We start from the raw sequence: 26470 nt of genomic DNA, 5'->3' as shown, positions 1-26470 counted from the left end.
ACTCCAGCTGTTTCAATCGAGAAATGTCCAATTTCCACGAAAATTGTCAGGTAAATCTAGCCAGAGGATGAAGCATGACTGACAGAAGACACGGTTTTGCTAAGCCCTCGCACGAATAAATCTACGCATCCCTCAATGTATTGTTTACGGCTATACCCTCGGTTAACGGGAGAAACATGACGGCGGATCGCTCCAGACAACAGCATTCCAGTTAACTGATCTACTGCTAGCGGTAGATCGACATCTGGACGAACGCTGTCACGTTCGATGCAAGTTTTTAGATAGGAAATTAGTTTTTCGCGTAGCGGTAGAAACGATCGCTGAAGTACCTCTGTTGCTTCTGTCGGATGCCGATGAGCTTCACCGATAAACATCCGAAATAAAGCTTCGTACTTCTCCAACATGGCATCGTGGAGCTTTGCATAATGCAACAGATCGCGCCGCAGGTCATACGTCCATTCGTCTTGATGGGTGAATGCCTCTGTTTGCGCCGCTATGTACTGAGCAACCACACTCAAAAGTTGCTCTTTACTTTGAAAGTGCCGAAACAAGGTAACTTCACTCACCTCTGCGACACGGGCAATTTCACGGGTCGTCGCCCCAACGTAGCCTTGCGTAGAAAAAACTTCAATGGCGGCTTTTAACAGGCGATCGCGGGTTTCGCTTGCGGCTCGGCTTGTTCGACTCATTGTAACTCAGGCGTTTATTATGTAAGCACTAACTTACATATTCTACTGAATTTCAACTAATCCCGTGTGTGTTGAGATCGATCGCGTTTTGCCCGATGAGTGGAATGGTGTAACCGAAGTGGAACTTTCTACTGGCGATAGCGATCGGGAAAAGTTGAGCAATGGTAGTTAGAACCATGATTTAACAGTATTAACCCAGCCACTTACCTTATTGCCTACCCCACTAATGAAATTTCCTGCGGAGTCCCAAGTATTTTGACCCAGATAATTACCAACAGAATCCCAAGTATCCTCTATATAACGATTAGCTTCCCATGTTTGTCGCAAAACTTCTTTTCCTTTCTGGAAAGAGCTTTGAATTTGAGAACCATTTGTGAACCATTCAGTTTTATTCCTTAGCCAACCGTCTGCACCAAAGGTTTCTTGTAAATAGTTTCTCCCCTTATTAAAGTAGTTAGTAATTGAGGTATTGTCAGTTAGCCATTCAGTTTTATTCCTTAGCCAACCATCTGCACCGAAGGTTTCTCGTAAAGTATTGACTCCATTGACAATGGTGTTCCGAATTTTGCTACCATCAGGCAAAAACTCTGTTATTAAATTGCCAATTTTGAAGAAAAAGCCAGTCCCGAATTCATTTATCATTACTTTTGCAATCTTATCTAGGTCGTGAGAAACACCATTATAAAGACCTTGGGCAATCCTATCTAAATTGGTCGTAACCCCGTTATAAAGCCCCCTGGCAACGCTACCTAAATTAGTCGTGACACCCTTATAAAGTCCTGCTGCAATACTGCCTAAATCTTGAGTAACTCCGCTGTAGAGTCCCTTGGCAATATCGCCAATGTTCTTCGTGGCACCGTTATAAAGTCCTCCTGCAATACTGCCTAAATCTTGAGTAACTCCGCTGTAGAGTCCCTTGGCAATATCGCCAATGTTCTTCGTGGCACCGTTATAAAGTCCTGCTGCAATACTGCCTAAATCTTGAGTAACTCCGCTGTAGAGTCCCTTGGCAATATCGCCTAAATTAGTCGTAACCCCATCGTAGAGTCCTTTGGCAACACTGCCAATGTTATTTGTAACCCCGTTATAAAGTCCCCCTGCAATACTGCCCAAATTAGTCGTAACTCCGTTGTAAAGTCCCTTGGCAATATCGCCTAAATTAGTCGTAACCCCATCGTAGAGTCCCTTGGCAATATCGCCAATGTTCTTTGTAACTCCGTTATAAAGAGCATTGGCAACACCTGCAACTCCACCTGAAAATTCTTGGTACAAAAACTTAGCCGTTTGCGCTAAATCTAGCCCATACTCTTTCGCTACTTCCGCAATAGACTTGGCAGCACCCAACATATCGGTGCCGCTCTCTTTAAACCAATCTGCAAGACTACTCAATGCCTCCTTTGCGGAAGGTATCACCTGACGGGCAGCAAGCGCGTTAGCAGCTGTTAGTAAGGTTGGATCGCCCGTGATAATGCCCAGTGCATAGGAATACAACAGCCCTTCTTTTTCCGTTTTATCAACAAAGGCTTTGACATCTCCCTTAATATCTGCGATGGAACCCGCTTCACGATTGTAAAGTGGGATAATTTTTTCTACTTCTCCATCTTTAATCAGAGGTATTTCAAAATTGCCTATTGGAAATAGATTAGATGTTAGACCAAGGCCAAGATCGATCCCGAAATTGAGATGTAGATTTTCTGGATTGGTAAGTCCTGATAAGCGAACTTTGGGATCGCTGTCAACTTCAGGCTTAAAGGGTAAATCATCTAGACGAATGCCTACTTTGCCGAGTACAGACACTTCTCCAGAGATATCGATAGTGGGAAGAGCAGTTAATAGTAGTGTCCCCGTCAAAATTGCACTTAATTCGGGGTTAAGGGAAAGCAAAGTCTCTCCAACAGTTCGACCGGAAGGTGCTTTACTTCCCCCTTCAAGAACATAGAAACCTTGTGTGTCAAAACCAACAGTTGTATCAATAGAGAGGGAAGCTTTAGCTTCAATACCTACATCAGCAACAACATTGACTACACCAAAAGCTGAAAAAACCGGAGTTACAACAACTGGAATTTTTTCCGTGGGAGCAGTAAATGCTTGCTTAATATCAAGGCTAATGAGGTTTGCTTCATTGCCACTGAGGAGGTTAATGATACTGTTGGCATTGATAAAATCGAGACTTAGGGATACATCCTTGCTATTAATCTGCTTCGTATTTCGTCCCTTAAATTGTTCGGGATTAATGAGAATTTGGGCAACTTCGGGAACACCAATAATATCTAGTAAATTTTTATCCAATAAAGGAAGTTTTTCATTGAGAATATCACGCACGTCTTTAGGAATGGGATTATACTTAACCAAATCTCCTAAAAACAGATCGATGATACCCTGTTCGCTGTCCTGAAATAGACCAAGAATAGCCCCAAATTTCGCATCATTCTGAACTTCATACTTGCCAGTATTAGTAGCAATGTCATATTGAACACCTGCATTCCAATTGAACTTAAAGTCACTAGGTATAATTTTATTGATAATAGGAATATTTAGATCTTGTAATGGATTAGCAATAGTCAAATTTGCTAATAAATCCAAACTTCCTCTTAGCGCAGTTGCTTCTTTATTCTCAAAAATTCTATCAATAGAAAATTGATTGCTCCCCAATAGATAGAAACGCTCATTGGCAACACTATCAAAATCACTAAAAGTCAGCTTTGCTTTGGGATTCAAGCTAGCATTGGAAATATTCACTTCCCCTTTGAGAAGTTTTCCAATACGTGCCGAGCCATGAAAATCACCTGTAATGGGTAACTCGGCATCAATGATTCCCCCTTCTAACATAAAGGGGCCGTTAAGTAAGTCAAGTCCAAAACGGATATCAAAGGCTAGGTTAGGATTGGCTTGCAGATTACCGTTAAGATTAAGCTTTGCTAGACCTACATCAAGGTTTCCAGCAACATTCAATTGAAATGTATCCCTGACAGACGGATTGTAACGCAATAAGAGTGCATCTTCCGTGTGGAAATTGCCGCTAAAGAATTGCTCCGGTGTAATTAATTTTTCAACTGTAATGCCAAGGGATTCGAGATAAGCCTTTGCCCCTCGATCGGGAGCGTCTAATCCTAGTCCCTTTTTGATAGTTGATGATACTGTACTAGATAAATCATCCCCAATAATGGGAATATTTTGAGTCAATTGAGCAATTTTCGCGCTTTGATTCGCAAGAGAGCCGATTCCTTTTTCTGCTGCGTTCACTAGCGTATCTAAGAGCGCATCTTGTTGAACAACAAGTTTTGCTTCACCTGTCACAAAATCTAGACTGCCTGAAGCTGCTATCGCCAATTCTAGCTCAGATAAAGCAGGGATACTGCCTTTCACTGTTGCCTCATCAAGGATAATGCCACCAGTGAAAGATGCTGCATTAGGAGCAAAGAGAGTTATTGCTGTGTCATCACTCAGATAAAGTCGCTCGTTTAGAATGGTATCACCATCATCAATTTTTAACTGAGCATCAAGATTTAACGTCCCCGTCCCATTAATTCCAGCATTGACTAAACCCTTAATAGGGGCATTCCCAGCAAACGTTGCATTCAAGTCGATGTCTGAACTGAGGAAACCACCTTCATTAATGAAAACCTTTCCTACTCGATCGATACCAATACTAAAGTTGAAGCCAATAGTACCCAAGCCATTTGCATTACCATTTATAGTTGCTTGCGTTTTAGCTCCAGCAATTTCAAAATTTGTTTCTCCATTTAGTGCCTCAGAAATCGTAAATAATTTAGAGAAGTCAAAATTGAAGGCGATTTCTGTATTAGGCCCTAATTTGATTGTGTTTATGAGTTCAGGCGTAATTAATTGTCCATCAATAGCTACCGTTAAAGTTCCAATACTCTCTATAGATTTAGACAACTGCTCAAAAATTGTATTAAAATCTAAACCGGGTGTATTAGCTAAAACTGTCAATGCCTTGTCAAGGCTACCGCTAACATCATTCACTAATTCAGTTGCTTTATCGCTGTCAAATCTCTTTGGCAAAGTCGAGATATTCTGAGTAAATAAAGAGTTTTGAGTAATACTGTTCCCTAATGCAGCCAATACAGTTTTAACTGACGATAATTTATCGACAATTTCTTTCGAGATAATGATTTTATCATTGTCTGGTAAAGTCTGGGTTTGAGAAGCAGAAATATTTGTTAATGAGTCCGGTTTTGAATTATCTACTAGCACTTCGCCTAGTTTTAAGCCAGTCAGTGCATCGATTTCTGGAGTGGCTGTACTAGATTTAGATGTTGCGTCACTTGAGGAATCACTTGTTTGGCTAGTGCTAGAAAGCGGCGAAATTAGAGTATTAACTTCATCGCTATTTAATACATAAATACTCGTTGTTATATTTGGGTCTGTCGCTAAATTGGTAGCAGTAGCTAAATTAGAAACAGAGCCTACACTTGGTTTTGGATCTAAGGTCGATCCGAGTGGATTTGTCAATCCTAGCATTGCATCTAGGTTACTTTTTCCATTTTCTTGGTTAAGTGTAGCGTTGTAACTGATTAACTCTTCCACAGTAGATTTTCTCCTATTTATCTGCGTTGAATGGTTGATTATTAGTAGGCTTATCCGTACCAGCCTTGTAGAAAGTAAATTTTTAAGCATAGCAAGAGAATTAGGGAACTCCTGCAATCTCATTACTAGCTCAGCACCACACTGTATTTTTTAAAGATTTAGTAAAGAGAGAATTAGGCTCCTAATAGCTAAACTGCAATGCTCTGCTTTGTTCAGAGAACTCGTGCAAAGCCATGAAATCAATATAATCTTTACCTGCCAGCTTGGCAGTCGGAAAAAGGTCGGAAAAAGGTCATAATAAAGTCGTAAGTATAAAAACTAGGTGACAAAGCAGGGTGCAAGTAAACTCTACGGTAAAGAGAGGGTTTTTCTGGCCGATCGCACAACTCCCTCCGCAAAAATACTTAAAAAGGGTGAAGCCCCCTGTAACAAATTCGGCTAACTTATAATTGAAATTTTTGATAAACAAATGACATTGCGATCGCCTGTGGTTTTACTAATCCCAGTCATTTTGCAAAGTGCTTCCGCCAATACACAGGTATTTCACCTAAACAATTTCGCATAATGTAGCAAGAATATGTTTATATCCCAAAAATATGTTCGCCTCTCCCTGGTAAAATTGATAAAAGTTATTATGGCTGGTGTATATAAATTTTCTTTTACATCTTTGCCCAACCTCGATCGAAAAACACTTTTGGGGGTCTTTTACAAATGACTGTTGAAGAAGCGCTAGAAATTGTCAATAAAGTTTTAGACTACCAACGCTTGAACAAAGTTCAAGAATTAGTTTTTCGCCAATCTTGGTCAGGACACTCTTATACCGAGATTGCCAAAACCGCTGGATACGATCCAGGTTACATCAAAGATACAGGTTCCCAACTTTGGCAGTTACTTTCTAAAGCGCTTGGGGAGAAAGTCACAAAAGTTAATCTTCAGACAGTTTTAAAGCGGTACTCGCGACAAATGCAAGCAGTAACCGCAGTTCCAGTAATGGCGCAGTTAGAAAATGTTAACCAAAATAGCAAAACATTACCCAATTCTACAAATCTCACTGAACTAAAAGAAATCCAAAATATCTCTTCAATAGAAGAAACCAATCATTCACATCTAGATTGGGGAGACGCTATTGATGTTTCTATATTTTACGGACGCAATAACGAACTAATTGAATTAGAAAAATGGATAGTACAAGAACGCTGTCGCCTCGTCTTTCTGCTAGGTATGGGAGGGATGGGAAAAACTACTCTCGCTATTAAATTGTCAGAACGAATTCAAGAACATTTCGATTTCATCATTTGGCGGAGTCTTCGTAACGCCCCACCCATTGACGCACTACTAACAGACATCATTCAATTCCTTTCTCAACAACAAGAAATTGAATTACCGAAAGATTTAGATGGCAAAATCTCTCATTTAATGAAATATTTACGTCAACATCGTTGTTTGTTAATTCTAGATAACTCAGAAACGATTCTAACAGGCTGCAATTCGCAGCTATCGGGTGAAAACTCTACTTTACGCGCTGGAGATTATCGCGAAGGATACTCTGGGTACAGTCAATTATATAAAACTATTGGCGAAACACGCCACCAAAGTTGCCTCTTAGTCACCAGTCGAGAAAAACCTATAGGATTAGCTTCCTTAGAAGGTAACACTTTACCCATTCGTTCCTTTCAAGTCCGGGGTTTAGAAGTCATCGAAACACAAGAAATATTTCAAGCCAAAGGAAATTTATCAGCTTCAGAATCTGAATGGAAAATCGTTAACTCACACTATGCAGGCAACCCGCTTGCCCTAAAAATGGTCGCGGCGGCTGTGAGAGACTTGTTTGATAACAATCTTACTAATTTTTTAGAAGCATTAAAACAAAATTTTTTAGTATTCGATGATATCCGGGATCTATTATCAAGGCAATTCAATCGATTATCAGATATAGAAACAACCATAATGTACTGGTTATCGATTAATCGAGAGCCAGTTTCTTTGGAACAATTACAATCAGATTTAGTCCTAAAAGCGTCACCCAGTAGATTGCTGGAAGGATTCGCTTCCCTACAAAGGCGAAGCATGATTGAAAAAACTTCAGACGGCTACACTCAACAACCCGTCATCATGGAATACGTTACATCACAATTTATCGAACGTATTTATCAGGAAATTGAGACAGAGAAAATAGAGCTTTTCAAAAATTATGCGTTGATTAAAGCTACAGCCAAAGATTATATTAGAGAGACGCAAATTCGCCTGATACTTAATCCGATTGCTAAACAATTACTTTCAAAGTTTGCCACCCAACAATTACTAGAAGAGCGGCTCGATTTAATTCTCTCATCCTGGCGCGGCAAGCCAGCACGAGAAACCGGATATATTGCTGGTAATATTATTAATCTCCTGCGGCAAATGCAGGCAGATTTAAGCGGGTGGGATTTTTCTAATTTAACACTTTGGCAAGCTTATCTACAAGATGCTAACTTGTCTAATGTCAACTTTACTGGTGCCGATTTAGCGACTTCCGTTTTTGCGGAAAACTTAGGGAGTGGTTTATCAGTTGCCTTTAGTCCTGATGGAAGACTTTTAGCAATGGGCGATACTAAAGGAGAAATTCACTTATGGCAAGTTCCAGAAACTATATTATTGATGAGCAACCAAGGACACGCCAATGTAGTTTTTTCTGTTGTTTTCAGCCCAGATAGCCGATCGCTTGCCAGTGGCAGTGTAGATGGTACTGTAAAATTGTGGGATTGCAGTACGGGTCAATGTCTAAAAGTGTTCCAGGGACATACCAGTAACGTCTGGTCAGTTGTTTTCAGTCCAGATGGTCAAACACTGGCGAGTTGCAGTGCGGACGGTACTGTGCGTTGCTGGGATGTGAGTAGCGGAGAATGTATGCAGATTTTGCAAGGACACACCAACCAATTGTGGTCGGTTGTTTTCAGTCCTCAAGGTCAGATAGCGACTGGCAGTGCTGATAATACGATAAAGCTATGGGATGCGACTACAGGAGAATGTCTCAAAACATTTGAAAGCGTAAATCAAATTAGGTCAGTTGCCTTCAGCCCGGATGGTAAAATTCTCGCTAGCGGCGGAGATGATTCCTTTGTACGTTACTGGGATATCAGTACGGGTGAATGTTTCCGCATCTGCAAAGGACACGCACAGATAGTGCTGGGAGTCGCTTTTAGTCCTGATGGCAAGACTTTAGCTAGTTGTAGCGAAGATACGACAGTTAGATTGTGGGATACTTCATCAGGTCAGTGCTTTAAGACTTTACAAGCACATAACCACAGAATTTCATCAGTTGCTTTCAGTCGAGACGGCAAAACTTTAGCTAGTTGCAGTGAAGATTATACCCTCAGACTGTGGGATACCAAGACTGGTCAATGTCTGAAAACAGTCTACGGACAAAGTACTCCAATGTATTCAGTAGCATTTTCTCCTCAAGGTGAGACTTTTGCAAGTGGCGATCGCACGGTCAGGTTGTGGAATGCCAAAACGGGGCAGTATCTTAAAAGCTTACAGGGATATACCATTCGCATTGCCTCTGTCGCCTACAGCCCAGATAGTCATCTTGTAGCAAGTAGCTCTTATGACGCTACCGTAAAGTTGTGGGATGCTGCAACAGGACAGCGACTGAAAACTTTCCAGGTTGATACTCCTTGGTTCTGGGGAACTGCTATCAGTCCCGATGGTAAAATGTTGGCGAGTGGTGGTGGCGATCGTACTGTAAAAATTTGGAATATTAAAACAGGGCAGTGTCTTGCTACTTGCTGCGACCACGAAGGTTGGGTGTTTAGAATAGCTTTTAGCCCGAACGGTCATATCCTCGCTTCCGGTAGTGCTGACAATACCGCAAAGCTATGGGATACCAGTACGGGGAAGGTCTTGAGGACTTTCACCGGACACAACGGTTGGGTTTGGTCTGTTGCCTTTAGTCCTTGTGGGAATATTCTGGCAAGTAGCAGTAGTGACAATACTGTGAAGTTTTGGAATGTCACTACTGGAGAATGCCTGAAAACGCTAGAGGGACACGAAAGCAGCGCGTCGTCGGTGATGTTCAGTCCTGATGGTAAGCACTTGGCGAGTGGCAGTCACGATCGAAATGTGAGATTATGGGATGTCAGTACGGGTGAATGCTTGCAAGTTCTGCAAGGACATGACAATTGGGTGTGGTCGGTTGCTTACAGTCCTTGTGGTAATATGCTTGCCAGTGGCAGTCAAGATGAGACGATTAAGCTTTGGAATGCGATGACGGGTGAGTGCATCAAAACTTTACCAGTTCCCAAACCTTATGAAGGTATGAACATTACAGGCGTTACTGGTTTAACTGAGGCGACTATTGCAACGCTTAAAGCACTGGGGGCGGTTGAGCAGAGTTGATATTAATAGACCTCTTGCAAAAATCCATTGCCCGCCCGGAACTTAAGTTCCGGGCTAATAGCTAAAGTCCGTTAAAACGGACTAAAAACCAAGATTCTTAGTCGGTTTTAACCGACTTGAGCTATTAGCCAGGGAATTGATTCCCTGGCGGGCTGTTACTTTTGTATGAGGTCTAATGGCTAGTTGAGCAATATATTGCAGAGCGATCGTTCTACAAGGCGTAAATATTAGAGAAGAGTTATGGTGGCTCTCCCCCTAAGTTTATTTAGGCAGCCGCTATACTTAAGACTATCGCAATAGAAAAAAAGCCGATCGTCATCCAGATACAAACTCCAATTATGGTTATGGTAGTGGCCCAAGGGCGCATTTTTATTGGATGAGCGAGGATCATTGTTATCAATAAAGCTGTCAGCATGAGTACAGCAACAATCAATGGTGGTTTGTCATATACTAAATAAAGTAGCGGGAGAGTGCCAAGTAACGCTCCTGCTATAAAAGCTGGGATTAATACTATATAACCAATACTCCAAAATGCAACTAGCAAACATATTGGTACGCAGCATATTAAGATTGTTGGTAGAAGAACAGATAAACGTCTTGGCATAATTTATAGCGAATTTAAAAACGACTAATGTTGTTAACAAAAAAAGGCGATCGCTAATTAACGACTCATCATATTAATACAAAAACGAAGACCTTCTCTATCTTCACCAGAAATATGACGAGAAGCAAGTTGTTGGAATTCGTTCAAATTTATCGGACGATTTGTATTGCGAACTTGGTCTGATTCAAGCGCAACATACTCTCTTGTCGTGTTAAGAGTATTTCCTCTAATTGTGCCTGCACCGCAACCGCTGTCCGATTGATAAGCATAGCCGTAATCTATAAAAGACCTACCTCTTTTTCTTAAAATAATGTACTCCGATCCTGGTTGTTTTGGCAACCGTGCATTACTGTAAAAATAGATGCCGTCAGGTAATGCTTGAAGTGTTCGCCTACTTGATTGAGAGTTAACCGGGAATGACGCAACAGTTAAAGTATTTATCGAAGCAACTATTGCTACTATAAGATTAACCTTTTTTAGGGAAATCATTCTGTCACCTCTGCCGTACTAATGTCGCGACAATTTTGTTGTAAAGTCACCCTACCACCACGTTTGACAATCAAAGTCCCCGATTGTGGATAATTTATATTTCTACCTTGTGGACTAGAAACGATTAGTTGATAGGTATAATTTCCAGTATTTGTCCAAGTCATCACTAATCTATTTCTAGTTTGAAGATAAGCGCGTCCGTTGTACAGAACTAAATCAGGTTCTCGACTGGGTGTTTCATCTCTCCTATAGTTGCCTTGATAAGCGGTGTATTTTAGTCGTCCACTTTGAGAGCCATCTGTTTCTACTCGATAGTTTTGGGTGATACAAATATAACGGACATCAAAACTTAAGTTTGCTTTAGCTGGCGTCTGAATCCAAAAACTACTGACGGAAGCAATAGCTATGGATGTTGCACAAAATTTTCGCAAATTTTTGATGGGAAAGTTGTTGATATTCATAGTGCGATCGCTCCCATTTTCCATCTCAATCTAATTCAAACTCTATCTAATCTCCATCTCTGGTCTGTGATCGAACCGTTGTCTCTGTTACGTCCAGACAATTCGCAATCCCAAAGTTGTAATTGTGCGCCATTAGCAGAACCAGGCGCACCAGATACATCAATGCACTTTCCTGATAATTTATTTCTGATAAATCCCTGATTTGTTACTACCCATTTTTGGTCTGTAGGCGAACCGTTGTCTCTATTACGTCCAGATCTTTCGCAATCCCAAAGTTGTAATGGTGCGCCTTTGGCAGAACCAGGGGCACCAGCCACATCAATGCACTTTCCTGATAATTTATTTACGATAAATCCATCACCCTCTATTGCCCATATATGGTCTGTAGGCGAACCGTTGTCTCTGTTACGTCCAGACCTTTCGCAATCCCAAAGTATCAATTTAGCGCCATTGGCAGAACCAGGGGCCCCAGCTACATCAATACATTTCCTCGACTGTAAGTTACTAATGAAGTTGCCATCCCATTCGGCTGGACATGGATCTGTTAAGCAGCCAAATGCTGGTTTTAGCTTGAAGAAAAACCCACCCGATACGATCGCTAATATAGCTAGCCAACCTGAAACTTTTTTCGCCTGCATTTTTATCACTCCTATCTAATTTACTTAAGAGTTATAGTTTGTACTTTTCCGACAATCCAATCACAGTGAAACTATTTACTTCAGCCTTCTGTTATCAATCCTGCTTGTTTGTCCAGGCTGGTTATTTGCCGTTCTCTGTGCGATCGCACCTTGCTTGGAGATGCGTTTAATTTTTTCCTACGCTATAAGTATTTATTCGTAGGCTCTAAGCTTGCTCTTGTTAAAGCATAACCAAGCGGTATTCGCTTTGTCGGTCGGAAAAAGGTCTGAAAAAGGTCAGAATAAAGTCGTAAGTATAAAAACTCAGCTTGCCAAACATGGTGCAAGCAAACTCTACGCTAGAATCAGGGGGTTTTTCGAGCCGATACCACTAGCCCACCGCAAAAATACTTAAAAAGGGTGACACCCTCCTGTAAAAAATTTGGCTAACCTGTTATTGTTTTATTTTGCATCTGTTAAGTACACATAAAAGAGGCTGCCTGTAAGCGTAGGACAAACTATGCGAGTACGGGTGTCGAAGCTATAAGTGCTGTAGTACCTGCCAAACCTTGATAAAAAACTACTTTTGAGACTCTTTTACCAATGACTACTGAAGAAGCGCTAGAGATTGTAGACAAAGTTTTAGACTACCGACGCTTAAACAAAGTTCAAGAAATAGTATTTCGGCAATCTTGGTCAGGACACTCTTATACAGAGATTGCCAAAACCACTGGATATGAACTAGGTTACATCAAAGATACAGGTTCTCAACTTTGGCAGTTGCTATCTTTAGCGCTTGGGGAGAAAGTCACAAAAATTAATCTCCATACGGTGTTGCAGCGGTATTCGCAACAAACGCAAGCACTAACCGACGAGCCCGTAATTTCTTCCCCATCCAATCGGGAGTTGACTACTGACGAAAATATCACCCAATTCAATAAAAAGCCAAATACCCCTCATATACTAGAAACAAATTTACCCCATCAAGATTGGGGAGAAGCAATTGATGTTTCTATATTTTACGGACGCAATAACGAACTAACTCAATTAAAACATTGGATAGTAGAAGAACGCTGTCGCCTGGTTTATTTACTAGGTATGGGAGGAATGGGTAAAACTGCCCTCGCGATTAAATTGGCAGAACAAATTCAAGAACATTTCGACTTTGTGATTTGGCGAAGTCTTCGCAACGCCCCACCTATTGACTCACTGCTAGCAGACATTATCCAATTCCTCTCTCAACAACAAGAGATTGAACTACCGAATGATTTCTCTAGCAAAATCTCCCTGTTACTAAAGTATTTACGTCAGCATCGTTGTTTATTAATCCTAGATAACGCAGAAACAATTCTAGGAAGTAGCAATTCCCAGTTATTTAGTGAAAACTCCCGCACTGGACATTTTCGCGAAGCATACGAAAGTTACAGTCAATTATATAGAACTATTGGCGAAACACGGCATCAAAGTTGTCTGCTAGTTACAAGCCGAGAAAAACCCAGAGAATTAGCGGCTTTGGAAGGTGACACATTACCCATACGTTCCTTTAAACTTAGCGGTTTAGAAGTCCTTGAAACACAAGAAATTTTTCAAGAAAAAGGGAAATTTTCTGGCTCAGAATCTGATTGGAAAGCAGTTAAATCACACTATGCAGGCAATCCCCTTGCCCTGAAAATGGTAGCGGCGGCTGTCAGAGACTTGTTCGATCGCAGTATTACTAAATTTCTAGAAGTATTAAACCAAAATAACCTAATATTTGATGATATTCGCGATTTATTATTCAGCCAATTTCATCAATTATCGGATATAGAAAAAACGATAATGCACTGGCTCTCAATTAATCGAGAGCCAGTTACTATAGAAGAATTACAGTCAGATTTATTTCTGAAATCTTTATCAAGTAGCTTACTAGAAGGAATCGCTTCTCTACAAAGGCGAAGCCTGAGCGAAAAAACCTCCAATGGCTACACCCAACAACCTGTAGTTATGGAATATATTACAAATGAATTGGTTGAGCTTTTTACTGAAGAAATTAATACTGGTAATTTGAAACTAATGTGTACATTGCCATTGCTTCAAGCTACTGCCAAAGATTATATCAGAGAAACACAAAAAAACCTCATCCTCAAGCCAGTTATAGATTCCCTACTCTTGATTTTTAAAAGCCCCAGTCAGTTAGCAACGCACCTGCTGAAGATTCTGGAAGAATTGCGAGGTAAACCACCTCTATTAAGTGGATACGCAGCGGGTAATATTATCAATATCCTCCGAGAGTTACAAACAGATTTAAACGGTTGGGATTTTTCTAATCTGACAATTTGGCAAGCATATTTAAGAAATATAAATTTACATAATAGCAATTTTACTGGCAGCGAGTTAACTAATTCTGTATTTGCAGAAACTTTAGCTGCTGTTTTGTCAGTTGCTATCAGTCCTGACGGAAAACTGTTAGCAGCAAGCGATACTAAAGGTGAGATTCGGATTTGGCAAATCACAGATGGGAAGCAGCTTCTGGTTTGCAAACAAGATGCTACTATGGTGTGGTCGCTTTCCTTTAGTCCCAATGCTCAAACTTTGGCTAGCTGCGATGACAAAGTTGTGAGAATTTGGGATGTAGAAACAGGTGAATGTATTAAAGTATTTACCGGACATACAGATTGGATTTATTCAGTCGCTTTCAGTCATCAAGGAACAACTTTAGCTAGTGGTAGCGTGGATACTTCCATAAAATTATGGGATGTTAGCACAGGTGAATGTTATCAAACAATTCGTGGGCATACTTCTATTATATTTGCGATCGCATTCAGCCCTGATGATAAACTAATCGCCAGTGGCAGTCAGGACAACACCGTAAAAATCTGGGATGTCTCTACAAGTGAATGTTTGCACACTTTAGAAGGACACACCAGTTGGATTTGGTCGGTTGCCATCAGTCCTTGTGGTAAACTGCTTGCCAGTGGCAGTCACGACAACACGGTAAAACTCTGGAATATCACTGATGGCAAATGTCTGAATACTCTACAAGGACACAAAGGTTGGATTTGGTCGGTGGCGTTTAGTGGTGATGGGGAAACTCTCGCAAGTGGTAGCGATGACCAAACCGTGAGATTATGGGATATTTCTAAAGGTAGATGTCGAAAAATATTATCCGGTCACGCGGCGCGAGTTTGGTCAGTGGTTTTTAGTCCAAATGGAACGATGCTTGCTTCTGGTAGCGAAGACCAAACTGCGAAACTCTGGGATATTCGGGATGGGAAGTGTGGCAAAACTTTTCAAGGATATAACAATTTGGTTTGGTCGGTGGCGTTCCACCCTGAAGGTAAGATGGTAGCAAGTGCTAGCGAAGATGGGATGATTCGACTTTGGAATATTGAGGATGGAAAATATCAAACTCTGTCAGGTCATACCAGTCGCGTTTGGTCGCTGGCGTTTAGTCCCGACGGTGAAACGATGGCTAGCAGCAGTTGCGATCGCACAATTAAATTATGGGATATTAAAACAGGTATTTGCCAATTTTCTGTCGATGGACATCAAAATTGGGTGAACGAGGTCGCTTTTAGTTCCAATGGTCGAATTATTGCTAGCGCTGGTGGCGACGGGACGGTTAAACTGTGGAATGTGCCAGATGGTAAATGTCTCAAAACTTTGTCAGGACATGAAAGTTGGGTGATGTCTGTCGCTTTCAGTCCAGACGGTCAACAAGTAGCGAGTGGTAGTGGCGATGGTGCGTTGAAAATATGGGATGTGCAAACGGGAGAATGTCTGAAAACTTGGCAGGAATCTGCTGGTTTTGTGTCGGCGCTGGATTTTCATCCCAATGATGGTACGATCGCTTTTGGTGGTGGCGACTGCACAGTGCAGTTGCGGTCAGTCTGGCAAATGAAAAACTACCAAACTCTTTTAGAACACGCGAGTCGAGTTTGGTCAGTAGCTTTCTCTCCAGTTGGCAAGTACCTGGCAACTGGCAGTGAAGACTCGTCAGTGCGACTGTACAATCTTTATGATGGTGAGTACAAAACTCTTTTAGCACATACTAACTGCGTGCGGTCAGTTGCTTTTAATAATGATGGAACGATTTTAGCAACTGGTAGTCACGATGAAACAATTAAACTTTGGGATGTGCAAACCGATGAATGTCTCAAAAGTTTTCGACCCGCTAGACCTTATGAAAGTATGAATATTACAGGCATTATCGGTTTAAGTTTAGCGCAAAAGGCGACGTTGAAAGCATTGGGAGCAGTAGATTTAGAAGTACAAAATGATTTTGCTTATCTTGTATATTCTCAGGAGTAATAACAAATGAAATATCCAATAGTAATTCTAGCTATGATAATTTTTGGTTTAGGAGGTTAGTCACTAATTCTGCGGTTTCTTCGATTGTTTCTAGACGATTGTAGTCTGACTGTTGCGTGCGAGTCGTTCGTCCAGTTACATAAACCGTTGCCGAATCAGGCGATCGCAAAGCAACTATTCGTCAGTTTAGCAGCAGTCAAATGGCACGCTCGAAATATTTATGGTAAATTGGAAGTAAAAAATCGCACTCAAGCAGTAGCTAGAGCTAGAGAATTAGGAATTTTATTATAGTTAAACTGCGACTCCTAAGACCTATCCTTTCGGCTAGTGCAATAAGAGTGCGATCGCACCACACTGGAATCAAACACTCATTCAATAAGTCAATGCTAACTCAACAGATAGCGGGAATAATGCTTACACTTACCCCACAATTACCTACCAGCTTAGTGAGTGAAATGACTTTTCCTCTCTGGGGTTTAGTCATTTTCATCCTGTGGACGATCGTTGTCGTTATCCTTTTAGTCACGGTGAGAATTCGGCATCTAGCTGCGGGTGGATCTGTCAAAGATTTCGCTACCCCAAACGACGAAAGCTTGCTTTGGCGACTATTTCGAGTTCACGCCAACTTAATAGAAAACTTGCCTTTATATTTGGGAGTTGTCTTTCTCCTGACAGTTCGGAGTGTTTCTGGAATAGTAGTAGATGTGCTGATTGTGGTGTACATCGCATTTCGGATTATACACTCACTAATTCACATTGCTGGATTCGATCCAAAGTTCCGAGTTTTAAGTTTAGCGATTCAATTAACTTGCTTAGTTACTTTAACTACCTTGGCAATTTTTTAGTTGAAGTACTGACAATGGAAAAGCTACTGTGCCTATCGCTTTGAGTTTGATTAAATATTAATCACTTCAAGATCTTGCGTGAAAATACTCTCTTGTTCCGGTTGATAAATATATTCGTAATCGAATGTTAAAGATTGGGGATGGCGAATCATTGAAAATCCAAAATCGCTAACTGTATTTGTGGTAAAAGTATTCATAACTAGCTCGATCGAGCGCTTTTCTGATAAATCGGGTATTTGCACATAATAATCGTGTTTTTCAAAGAAAATTCTTTCATATTTTGGCACAATTATTCCGTTAAGTTTGTGAGCTTTTTGAATCGGCTTAATATAGTTTTTGATAAAGCTGGTTGGAGATTTTTGTAAGATAGATAATCTTTCTTGTTGCGCCCAACTCATCTGAAATATCATTTTCAGAAGCTCAAAGCCTAGAATATAATTGAAAAGGCTATTTTTTTCTTCTGTACTGATCACCAATCGTAAAGCTGATTCTAAATAATCATGAGGCTGTTCGCGCAAATCTTGAGATGAATGGATAAAAAACTGCCTGACATAGCTTTTTAAGACAGCTTGATTAAGCTCGGTTTTGAGGTAAAATCTGAATAGATACTTTTGAACTTGGTGTTGCGTGTCTCTGTCTTCCAGCATTCGCGCCACTAAGCCATCTGCGGTATATTCATCTAAAAACTCTGCTTGCAAATCTGCGGTAGATCCACAGAGAAGATGACAAAGTGACAAAACATAACGACGTTCTTCCCAAGGCAAACTTTCCGCCCATTTTTTCGCAAGTGGAGGAAGTGTTTCCAGAATGCTGTACGATTGAAATTTTTGCGGTTTGGACGAGTTTCTAAATTTGGGTTTCATAAGCTGAAGCAGGTATAAGTAGATACACAAAGGTTATCCGCATCTAGCTTGAAACAAGTGTTGCTGAGGAGCGGGCTCAGCTTTTATAGCTAGGGATTAGGGGTTAGGGGTTAGGGCGTCGGGGGGGAAGAATTTAGAATTAAGAGTTTGGTGGAATTAAGAACGTCCTAACTGCCTTTGCTATAACTGTTAGCTTTGGGCTGTTACTTTTGAGTTTTGTTGCGATCGAGCTACTATTTAGTATTCCCAAACAGATCCTTCTGGATTGCAACAAAAGTCTATTTTATCTCAGACATCTGCCAAAAGTCTGTAACATCGTATCCCAGTTCGCCCAACATCTGACGCAGGAGGGGCATACTCAAACCGATGACGTTGGAGTGACAGCCTTCGATTTTCTCGACAAAAAGACCTCCTTTGCCTTCCAGAGCGAAGCATCCAGCACATTTGAGAGGTTCGCCGCTGGCGACGTATGCTTCGATTTGACGATCGCTCGGATTGGCAAAGTAAACCCGCGTCACCTGACATCCCACCAAGGTTTTACCCTGTTGTTGGTCGATTAAAGCATGACCGGTATACAGGTCACCAACTTTACCGCGCATCATCTGCCAACGGGCGATCGCTTCTTCTGCATCAGCCGGTTTGCCGTGAATTTCGCCTGCGATCGCCAACACAGAATCACAACCCAACAATAGCGCATCTGCGAACTGAGATGCCACAGTTTCCGCCTTGCGTTGCGCCAGCGTTTTCACCAGTTCCGCCGCATCGTCGATATTGACTTGTGACTCATCAAAATCGCTCGCACACACAACTGCTTCTATCCCAGCAATTTGCAACAGACGACGGCGGGCAGGTGAGGCAGAAGCTAATACTAATTTTGGATTTTGGATTTTGGATTTTTGATTTACCATTCCCTTGTCAGTTGTCAGTTGTGCATTGTGATGTTGCATCTGCCAAAAGTCATAAGTTTTTGGTTAGTTTCCGATCGCAACTGACCGAGACTAATAGACAAAGAAAGAATCAACGATTTGCTGAAACTGATTTTTCACTTTTTGCCAGCGCTCTTCTGTAGTGGATGCGCTAAAAGTATAAAGTTTGTTGTTGTTCAGGACAACACTGGTTAAATTGTGGCGTTCCTGGTTGGGTAATTTTATGAAATATTCCAAAAGGTAGTACATTTTGCCATTTCCTTCTCTCGCCTCCGCATTCACCAATTCCGCTTCGCGTCCAGATCCCGCAGGTGCCAGTGCAACTTTAGACAGTTTATATCCTACCTCGCTAGCAGTGCCCAGATCGCTGAGAGTTTTGGCTGATTCAACTGGACTGATGACCACGCTGACGTTCTCGCTTTGCTCGATCAAATCGTGAAACACCACATCCGGGCCATTCGACACTTTGACTGGAATCCAACCATTAGGATAAAGGAACTGGTAGCCGTCCATGCTATCGATATAGCTTTTCAAACCGATAGTGCCACCAACGCAACCTGTCAGAGTCAAGCTTAGCACGACTAAAAGTACCGCTGCGATTCGTTTGAGCATCTCTAGATATTCCTTTTGGGCAGTGGTTATATTTTCTCATTAATCTGACGCGATCGCAGTTGACCTACATCACTATAGAAGAGGGGACTTTAGTCCCCCAGTCCCCCAGTCCCCCAGTCCCCCAGTCGCACAGGGGAAATCAGAAATTATCAAAGAGGGAAAAGCGATGTTGATAACTAGCGAATTGCGATGGTTTAATCGCGGCAAAATACCACCAGAAATTAATGATTGGTTTAATGCAGATGTTTTCGGCGAACATTACCAATTACCAGAAGAACGCGAAGATATCTATTTATATATTCCCGAATGCGAATATCTGGGAATCAAACTTCGACAGCAGCGTTTGGAAATCAAATTGCGAAAAGCAGAATTGGATACTTTGAGTTTGGGAGATCATATAGAAGGTAAGGTGGAGAAATGGGTAAAGTGGAGTTGTGAAGATGCGACAGCAGAAAGTTTGATTCCCGCAGATGCGCTCAAAGCAAGTCCGTGGGTGAGTGTAAAAAAAGTGCGATCGCAACGCAAATACCAAGTTTCTGCCGAAGCTTCGGTAACATCAGTACCTGTCGATAAAGCCATTAACGAAGGCTGTAATGTAGAAATCACCCAACTCGATATCAAAGACAATCTTTGGTGGAGTCTTGCCTTGGAAGCATTTGGCGAAGATGCGAACTTAATGTATAATCTTAAAACTGTAGCTGTTTGGCTATTCCAAACTTATCCCAACTTCAAATTGCAACTTCAAAATTCCTATGCCTATCCCAAATGGCTTGCTTTTCAACCCTTGAATATAGCTTCTTTTTTTGACTTTTGACTTTTGACTTTACTATGAGTTTTGTTGCATTGCTGATTTTATTGACGTTTGTTTCTGCCATTCCCCTTGGCTTAGCCTTGTGGCTGAAAAAAGGCTATAAAAAAACGAAGTTTGTCTTGTTTGCCCTCACCGGATTGCTTGTACTCACGCAAACCAGCGTTTGGTTGTATGATGTTAGCGGAATGCAGGCATATAACCATTATCTTCAAATTCAAACTTTTTTAAACCAACCTTTCACAGGGTTACGTCAACTTGGTTTGACGCCGAGTAAAGGGATTATTGCTCTTTCGTATATGAGTGAGGGATTGGTAAGTTATGCTATTGAAAACCCAGTGCGGAAACCAGAAATAATTGCTTTATTGAAAAAAGCGATCGCAATTGCCCTTCACCCCGATATTTCACCTTACCAAAATATTAACAACGTTGCCAGTTGGGGTGAAGAAGGATTGTACTTAAGCCACTTTAATGTTATGCTAGGAAGTTATCAGAGATTATCGGGCGATCGCACCTATCTCCAACTCAACCGCACCATCTCCGAACACCTCGCCCAAAAAATTATCTCCGCACCACATAATAATATCAGATCCTACAATAAAGCTCAAGATAGATGGCCAGCCGACAATGCCGTCACCATATATTCATTATACATATTCGATCGAAACAATAACACCCAAATCGGCTTATCGCCAACCCAGAAATGGTTAGAATACATGGAAACAAAAGGAAGCGAACCGAAAACAAAACTGCATTACTCCGAACTTACTGGAGTTGAAAAATATTCCCCATATCCTCGCGGTTGTGCATTATCTTGGACAGTCAAATATATGAGCGATTTCGCACCCAAACAAGCCAAAGAACTGTGGAGTAATTATAAAAAACATTACCAGAAAAATTTTCTAATTATCTCTGCTTTTAGGGAATATCCTCCCAACGCTAATATTAACCCAGATGCGGATTCCGGGCCGATCGTTTTTGGTATGGGTGCAGGCGCTACCGGACTCGCACTCAACAGTTCCAAATATGTGGCAGATTACCTGACCTATTATCAGATTAATAACTTATTCAGATTGACAGATTTTGTAGGCAACATTTTAGCATCTTTCGGCAACAAAAAGTGGCAAACCCTTACACAGGATATCTTAGCAATATCGATACAGTTTAACGCAGAAACAAAAGTTCCTTGGTACTAGCTTGTAGTTTGTAAGGTGCGTTAGCCTTCAGCGTAACGCACCTTACTCAATCAAAAAGTACCTACTATCTGATTTCAAGAACTTTTGGGTAATATTATGTCCTGGAGCATGGATTGCACAAAAAATCTCTTTCTTATCTGCGTTTATCTGCGTTTATCTGCCTATATCTGCGGTAAAAATTTAACCCATGACTTCACAGATAATCTTTCCGACGCTCATGTATTAGCGATGCAACCAAACACAATATAATTGAATTACCACAAAAGCTAAGGTTTAATCTTCCACTTTCCAAAACCAATGGTTTTTGAGTTTCCTAACTTCGAGATATGGATAATTACCAGAAGGCTTAACAGAAATATCTTTACGATCCGACCGATAAATAAAACCCGTCTTCCGATTTCCCCAAACACCCAAATCGCTACAAAAGAAAATCGTATTTATATATCCCTCTTTGGTAATGCTAATCTTCCTATTAGGACAACCAACCAAATGACGATAATCGCAAGGAAGTAGAACTTCCGAAACAGCCTGACCGGGAGGAGTTTTTATTTCTCCTGATTTAACCATTGCCACCACTTCTTCAAAGGATTGCAAATGACGATCGAATGTTGCCAAGGTGGGATTAGCGGGAACGGTAAGCAAAACTAAAATCGTAGTTATTATAGTTAGGGAAAATGGTATGATTATTTTGGGAAAGTTTTGCTTGACCTGGATAACCGTGTAAATCACCCAAAAAAATAATAAAGGCCAAAATAACAGCGTGTCACTAATGCCGATTTTCCATACTGCCAACATAAGAACTAATCCGATCGCATATATAATTAAAAAGAAGATCGCTCGCAGCAGCGCGGTCAAAAATATGCGATACTCTTCTTGAACAGATACAGTTTGACTGATTGCCTGGTTAGCCGAAAAGTAAGTAGGCCAATAAAATAAGAATGTCAACAGGGCAAAGTTGATCCAGAACAAGGAGACAAACTCGCCCAAGTAACATTTGTATATCCTAAATATCAGTTCTAAACAGCAAAAAATAACTAAAATTAACGAGATGATCGAAACTTTCGATCGCTGAGGCAAATTTCTGATATTCTGCATAACGATCGCACAAATTAGTATGTTGTACTAAGAGGGCTAAAGCCCAACTACGTACTAAGAGGGCTAAAGCTCAACTACGTACCTATTGTTTGTTGCCAACATTCAGCTTATGTGCAGTGCGAAGAACTTGTCCAGCTAAAATCGCCGCACCAAAACCATTGTCAATATTAACAACAGCTACTCCCGCAGCACAAGAATTGAGCATTGTCAACAGCGGAGCGAGACCACCAAAACTCGCACCATAGCCTACACTGGTGGGAACTGCGATCGTCGGAGAATCGGCCAAACCAGCAACTACACTGGGTAAAGCACCCTCCATCCCCGCAACGACAATCAGCACATCGCATTGTGCAATAACTTGGCGATTACTCAGCAAGCGGTGGATACCGGAAACGCCGACATCCCAGAGACGTTGCACCCGGAAGCCGGATAATTCTGCGGTGATGGCGGCTTCTTCGGCGACGGGTAAATCGGCTGTTCCCGCAGAGATAATGCCGATCGCACCAGCGTACTGAGGTTCTATAGTAGGAGGAGCGATCGCACAAATCCGCGCCATTGCAAAATATTGTAAATCGGGAATCTTTTCTTGCAATTGGGCATAAACAGCCGATTCGATGCGCGTTGCCATCACGACTGGATTGCGATCGCGCATTACCGCTATAATCTGAGCAATCTGCTCCGGCGTTTTACCAGGCCCCCAAATCACCTCCGGGAAACCAGTTCGCAGACGACGGTGATGGTCGATGCGGGCAAAATCTCCAACAGGCTCAAAATCAAAATGCTTTAGTTTGTCGAGAGCTACATCTGGCGTCACTTCACCAGCAGCGACCGCTTGTAGCAGATGGCGTAAAATTTCAGGTTGAGTCACAGGATATATTTCAGGCTTTCTTATCTAGGCTACCAAGCATTACCGGGAGAAACCTCACCCCCCAACCCCCTCTCCGCAACGGAGAGGGGGAGAAATCTTCCCCCCCAACCCCCTTTCCGCAACGGAGAGGGGGAAAAATCTTCCCCCCAACCCCCCTTTTGCAACACAGAGGCGGAGAAATCTCACCCCCCTCCCACCATTACCGGCAGGACTTACGCAACTGTCACATACGATCGCATATGACAGTTGCGTAAGTCCTGAGTTCAATCAGACTTTCTCTATGTACTTTTGTAAAGTCTTCCAGTGGTCGGTAGCCCCAATACCCAGTCATAGCTGCAACTGCTCGATCGGATTCATCTTTTTTGGTGGTAGAGATTCGATCGCTATTGAGCATTTTCCTTTTTCTCTGTTTGTATGAAACCACCCTGCCTCTCCGCAACGGAGAAGGGGAGAAATCTTCTCCCGTCCACGGGGAGGGGTTGGGGGTGGGGTTCCACCGTCCCCGCGATACCTGGTAGCCATTCAACGCGCATAACATTGTTGTTGTGCAAGTCGAGAACTGTGAGGAGTCGGTCTTGGCGTTTGCGTTACCAATTCCACTTCTCCTTTAGAATTAACAACCCATCCTTGCGCCTCCACAATTTGAGTATTGGCGATTGGTGATGGGGAATGGAAATTTGGTAATTTTCCCACTCTGCCACTTTGGGAAGAATCGATCGATCCTAAATCTACCCAAGTAGCATTACTATCAAGGGGATGTAGAGGACTGGGCGGTAAACCACCTTTACCAGTAACGACAAATTGGTTTTGCTGTGTTCCTCGTTCTCGACAGCTGGAAGCAACTAAGCTAGTAGCATCAACCAAATTATCTGGCAAAGTGAGTAACCCAGAACTTGGATCGACATCGGGAGTGTTGACTGCGACAGTGCCACTTAAAGAAGAATCTGCACCAGTGGCGGTGATGTCGCTACTGAGCAAGTTTCTGGGATCTAAAAGGGTAGGATCGTCGGTATTGAGTAGAGTTTGTAGTTCTTCTCTGGTGCGCGACTGTGCGCCAAAGATAGCTTGTGCGTTGATGGTGATATTACCGCCTCTAGCATTGAGGGAATTGGCGCTGATATCGCTATTATCCAAAGCGGCAATTACATCAGCATTAATGGTAATATTGCCACCAAGAATATTTTCTCCCTGTGCGTTAGTGGTAATTCTGCTGTTTTGATGCAAGATGAGAGAGGATGCACCCAGCCTAATACTTGCTTGGTCTTCTCGTGTGGAGTTAAAACCTTGGATGGTTTCTGTGCTGATTACTGCCTTGTTGTTCAGATTGATGGCATCAGCCTCAACCAGTATATTACCTGCTGCACCTTGACCTCTACTGGCGCTACTCAATCGCGTGCCATTGGTAACGTTCACCGACTTGGCAGTAATGCTGACGCCTCCCGCATCTCCGACTCCATTCGAGTTCACCTGGCTGAAGGCTCCACTGGAGATTCCATCCTTCCCGCTACCATCAAAAGTCACCGTATCGCTGGCCGCAATCGTAACGCTACCTGCATTCCCTTTCCCAAACGTGCTGGAACTCAGTTGAGCGCCATTGGTAACGTTCACAGATTTGGCAGTAATGCTGACGCCTCCCGCATCCCCGACTCCATTTGAGTTCACCCGGCTGAAAGCTCCACTGTCGCTTCCATTCTGGCGCTCACCATCAAAGGTCACCGTATCGCTGGCCGTAATCGTGATGCGACCCGCATTGCCTTGCCCATTCGTGCTGGAACTCAGTTGAGCGCCATTGGTAACGTTCACAGATTTGGCAGTAATGCTGACGCCTCCTGCATCCCCGACTGCATTCGAGTTTACCTGACTGAAAGCTCCACTGGAGATTCCATCTTTCCCCTCGCCATCAAAGGTAAGCGTATCGCCGGCCATAATGTTGATGCTACCCGCTTTTCCTTGCCCATCCGTGCTGGAACTCAGTTGAGCGCCATTCGTAACGTTCACAGATTTGGCAGTAATGCTGACGTCTCCCGCATCTCCGACTGCATTCGAGTTTACCTGACTGAAAGCTCCACTGTTGTTTCCATCCTTGCGCTCACCATCAAAGGTAACCGTATCGCTGGCCATAATCCTGACGCTACCTGCATTGCCTTGCCCATTCGTGCTGGAACTCAGTTGAGCGCCATTGGTAACGTTCACCGATTTGGCAGTAATGCTGATGTCTCCCGCATTCCCGACTGCATTCGAGTTTACCTGGCTGAAAGCTCCACTACTGGATTTTCCATCCTTGCGCTCACCATCAAAGGTAACTGTATCGCTGGCCATAATGTTGACGATACCCGCATTCCCTCGCCCAAGAGTGCTGGTATCCAGTTGAGCGCCATTCGTAACGAAAAGGGACTTGGCACTGATGCTGACCCCCCCCGCATCCCCCACTGCACCAGGTTCCACACGGCTGAAGGCTATACTGGGGCTTCCATCCTGGCGCTCACCATCAAAGATAACCGTATCGCTGGCCATAATGTTGACGATACCCGCATTCCCTTGTCCAAAAGTGCTGGTATCGATATCGACACCGTTGGTAAGGCTCACAGATTGAGCGGTGATGCTGATTTCCCCTGCATCGCCCACGGCATCTGCTTGCACTGTGCTTCCGATTCCACTGGGGCTTCCATCCTTCCCCTCACCGTCAATGGAGACAGTATCACTAGCAATAATCGTGATGCTACCGGCGTTTCCTTGCCCAAAGGTACTCGTATCGATATCTGTACCATTGGTAAGACTCACTGATTTAGCGTTAATCCTGATATTGCCGCTATTTCCTACTGCATCAGGATTGACGTTGTTTTGAATGAAGCTCGAATCAATTGCGATACTTTCAGTAGCACTTAGAGAGATGTCCCCTGCTCTACTTTCAGGCGACCCCAAATCACTTGCTATCCCAGCACTCAGCAGACTCTCTCCCGAAATATCAATATTCCTGCCGGTCACACCAATCCTCCCGCCACCAGCAGCAAGTACGTTAATTCCTGCTTTATTAATAATTGACCGAAAATAATGGGATACAAGCCCCGTCCTTCTAGGACGGCTTTTTATTTGGTTCTGGTAGTCTAGCAATCATACTCCTAATCAACTCTGATTGGGTCATGCCACGTCTTGCAGCTTCCTCAACAAGCTGCTGTTTC

At 42.5% G+C, this 26470-nt stretch carries 19 protein-coding genes; 7 read left to right on the top strand and 12 right to left on the bottom strand.

The window, feature by feature from the left end:
* Positions 1 to 56 precede the first annotated feature (56 nt).
* Both ACE1CD_RS14415 and ACE1CD_RS14410 read right to left on the bottom strand, forming a co-directional pair.
* Entirely contained in the window at positions 57 to 689 is a 633-nt protein-coding gene (locus tag ACE1CD_RS14415) for a TetR/AcrR family transcriptional regulator (RefSeq protein WP_374795438.1), read from the bottom strand.
* A 168-nt stretch (positions 690 to 857) separates the two neighbouring features.
* Positions 858 to 5240 (bottom strand): hypothetical protein, encoded by a 4383-nt coding sequence (locus ACE1CD_RS14410; RefSeq protein WP_374824969.1) that lies wholly within the window; start codon positions 5238 to 5240, stop codon positions 858 to 860.
* Positions 5241 to 5714: 474 nt separating this feature from the next.
* On the opposite strand from ACE1CD_RS14410, the gene ACE1CD_RS14405 reads away from it, so the two are divergent.
* Both ACE1CD_RS14405 and ACE1CD_RS14400 read left to right on the top strand, forming a co-directional pair.
* Entirely contained in the window at positions 5715 to 5810 is a 96-nt protein-coding gene (locus ACE1CD_RS14405; RefSeq protein WP_374795589.1) for an AraC family transcriptional regulator, read from the top strand.
* A gap of 141 nt (positions 5811 to 5951) precedes the next feature.
* Positions 5952 to 9617, top strand: coding sequence for an NB-ARC domain-containing protein (locus ACE1CD_RS14400; RefSeq protein WP_374824966.1), 3666 nt, complete (start codon positions 5952 to 5954; stop codon positions 9615 to 9617).
* Between the two features lie 661 nt (positions 9618 to 10278).
* Here ACE1CD_RS14400 and ACE1CD_RS14395 read toward each other — a convergent pair.
* The 3 genes from ACE1CD_RS14395 to ACE1CD_RS14385 are packed head-to-tail and all read right to left on the bottom strand — an operon-like array spanning position 10279 to position 11809.
* Entirely contained in the window at positions 10279 to 10710 is a 432-nt protein-coding gene (locus ACE1CD_RS14395) for a hypothetical protein (protein WP_374795435.1), read from the bottom strand.
* Complete coding sequence (locus ACE1CD_RS14390) at positions 10707 to 11171, bottom strand: hypothetical protein (protein ID WP_374824964.1); 465 nt, start codon at positions 11169 to 11171, stop codon at positions 10707 to 10709. The genes ACE1CD_RS14395 and ACE1CD_RS14390 overlap by 4 nt, the downstream gene beginning before the upstream one ends.
* A gap of 35 nt (positions 11172 to 11206) precedes the next feature.
* Positions 11207 to 11809: an RICIN domain-containing protein gene (locus ACE1CD_RS14385; RefSeq protein WP_374824961.1), complete on the bottom strand. Its 603-nt coding sequence runs from the start codon at positions 11807 to 11809 to the stop codon at positions 11207 to 11209.
* A gap of 582 nt (positions 11810 to 12391) precedes the next feature.
* On the opposite strand from ACE1CD_RS14385, the gene ACE1CD_RS14380 reads away from it, so the two are divergent.
* The 3 genes from ACE1CD_RS14380 (at position 12392) to ACE1CD_RS14370 (ending at position 16923) form a co-directional block, all read left to right on the top strand.
* A complete protein-coding gene (locus ACE1CD_RS14380) occupies positions 12392 to 16078 on the top strand; it encodes an NB-ARC domain-containing protein (RefSeq protein WP_374824958.1) in 3687 nt (1228 codons plus the stop codon).
* 84 nt (positions 16079 to 16162) lie between these two features.
* On the top strand, positions 16163 to 16369 hold the full coding sequence (locus tag ACE1CD_RS14375) for a helix-turn-helix transcriptional regulator (RefSeq protein ID WP_374795428.1): 207 nt from the start codon (positions 16163 to 16165) through the stop codon (positions 16367 to 16369).
* A gap of 92 nt (positions 16370 to 16461) precedes the next feature.
* Positions 16462 to 16923 (top strand): MAPEG family protein, encoded by a 462-nt coding sequence (locus ACE1CD_RS14370; RefSeq protein WP_374795427.1) that lies wholly within the window; start codon positions 16462 to 16464, stop codon positions 16921 to 16923.
* Between the two features lie 50 nt (positions 16924 to 16973).
* Here ACE1CD_RS14370 and ACE1CD_RS14365 read toward each other — a convergent pair whose 3' ends face one another.
* The 3 genes from ACE1CD_RS14365 to psbP form a co-directional block, all read right to left on the bottom strand.
* Complete coding sequence (locus tag ACE1CD_RS14365; protein ID WP_374795426.1) at positions 16974 to 17786, bottom strand: cobyrinic acid a,c-diamide synthase; 813 nt, start codon at positions 17784 to 17786, stop codon at positions 16974 to 16976.
* A 278-nt stretch (positions 17787 to 18064) separates the two neighbouring features.
* Positions 18065 to 18673 carry a Maf family protein gene (locus tag ACE1CD_RS14360; RefSeq protein WP_374795588.1) on the bottom strand — a complete coding sequence of 203 codons (609 nt, stop codon included), beginning with the start codon at positions 18671 to 18673 and terminating at the stop codon, positions 18065 to 18067.
* Positions 18674 to 18784: 111 nt separating this feature from the next.
* On the bottom strand, positions 18785 to 19324 hold the full coding sequence (gene psbP / locus ACE1CD_RS14355; protein WP_374795425.1) for a photosystem II reaction center PsbP: 540 nt from the start codon (positions 19322 to 19324) through the stop codon (positions 18785 to 18787).
* A gap of 166 nt (positions 19325 to 19490) precedes the next feature.
* Between psbP and ACE1CD_RS14350 the strand changes: the two genes are divergently transcribed.
* Positions 19491 to 20138 (top strand): hypothetical protein, encoded by a 648-nt coding sequence (locus ACE1CD_RS14350; protein WP_374824955.1) that lies wholly within the window; start codon positions 19491 to 19493, stop codon positions 20136 to 20138.
* A gap of 14 nt (positions 20139 to 20152) precedes the next feature.
* Positions 20153 to 21328 carry a hypothetical protein gene (locus ACE1CD_RS14345; RefSeq protein ID WP_374824953.1) on the top strand — a complete coding sequence of 392 codons (1176 nt, stop codon included), beginning with the start codon at positions 20153 to 20155 and terminating at the stop codon, positions 21326 to 21328.
* A 273-nt stretch (positions 21329 to 21601) separates the two neighbouring features.
* Here ACE1CD_RS14345 and ACE1CD_RS14340 read toward each other — a convergent pair whose 3' ends face one another.
* From ACE1CD_RS14340 to ACE1CD_RS14325, 4 genes are all read right to left on the bottom strand, one after another.
* On the bottom strand, positions 21602 to 22273 hold the full coding sequence (locus ACE1CD_RS14340) for a hypothetical protein (RefSeq protein ID WP_374824950.1): 672 nt from the start codon (positions 22271 to 22273) through the stop codon (positions 21602 to 21604).
* 232 nt (positions 22274 to 22505) lie between these two features.
* On the bottom strand, positions 22506 to 23291 hold the full coding sequence (gene larB / locus ACE1CD_RS14335) for a nickel pincer cofactor biosynthesis protein LarB (protein ID WP_374795421.1): 786 nt from the start codon (positions 23289 to 23291) through the stop codon (positions 22506 to 22508).
* A 223-nt stretch (positions 23292 to 23514) separates the two neighbouring features.
* Entirely contained in the window at positions 23515 to 23829 is a 315-nt protein-coding gene (locus ACE1CD_RS14330; protein ID WP_374824947.1) for a hypothetical protein, read from the bottom strand.
* The gene (locus tag ACE1CD_RS14325) at positions 23814 to 26276 is read right to left on the bottom strand and encodes a beta strand repeat-containing protein (protein ID WP_374824944.1); all 2463 of its coding nucleotides are present in this window, start codon (positions 26274 to 26276) and stop codon (positions 23814 to 23816) included. Before ACE1CD_RS14325 ends, ACE1CD_RS14330 begins: the two co-directional genes overlap by 16 nt.
* Positions 26277 to 26470: the final 194 nt, after the last annotated feature.

It is taken from the genome of Aerosakkonema sp. BLCC-F183 (assembly GCF_041929145.1).
Classification (GTDB): Bacteria; Cyanobacteriota; Cyanobacteriia; order Cyanobacteriales; family Aerosakkonemataceae; genus Aerosakkonema.
The sequence above is the reverse complement of the archived record's forward strand: the minus strand, read 5'-3'. Positions and strand labels throughout refer to the sequence as shown.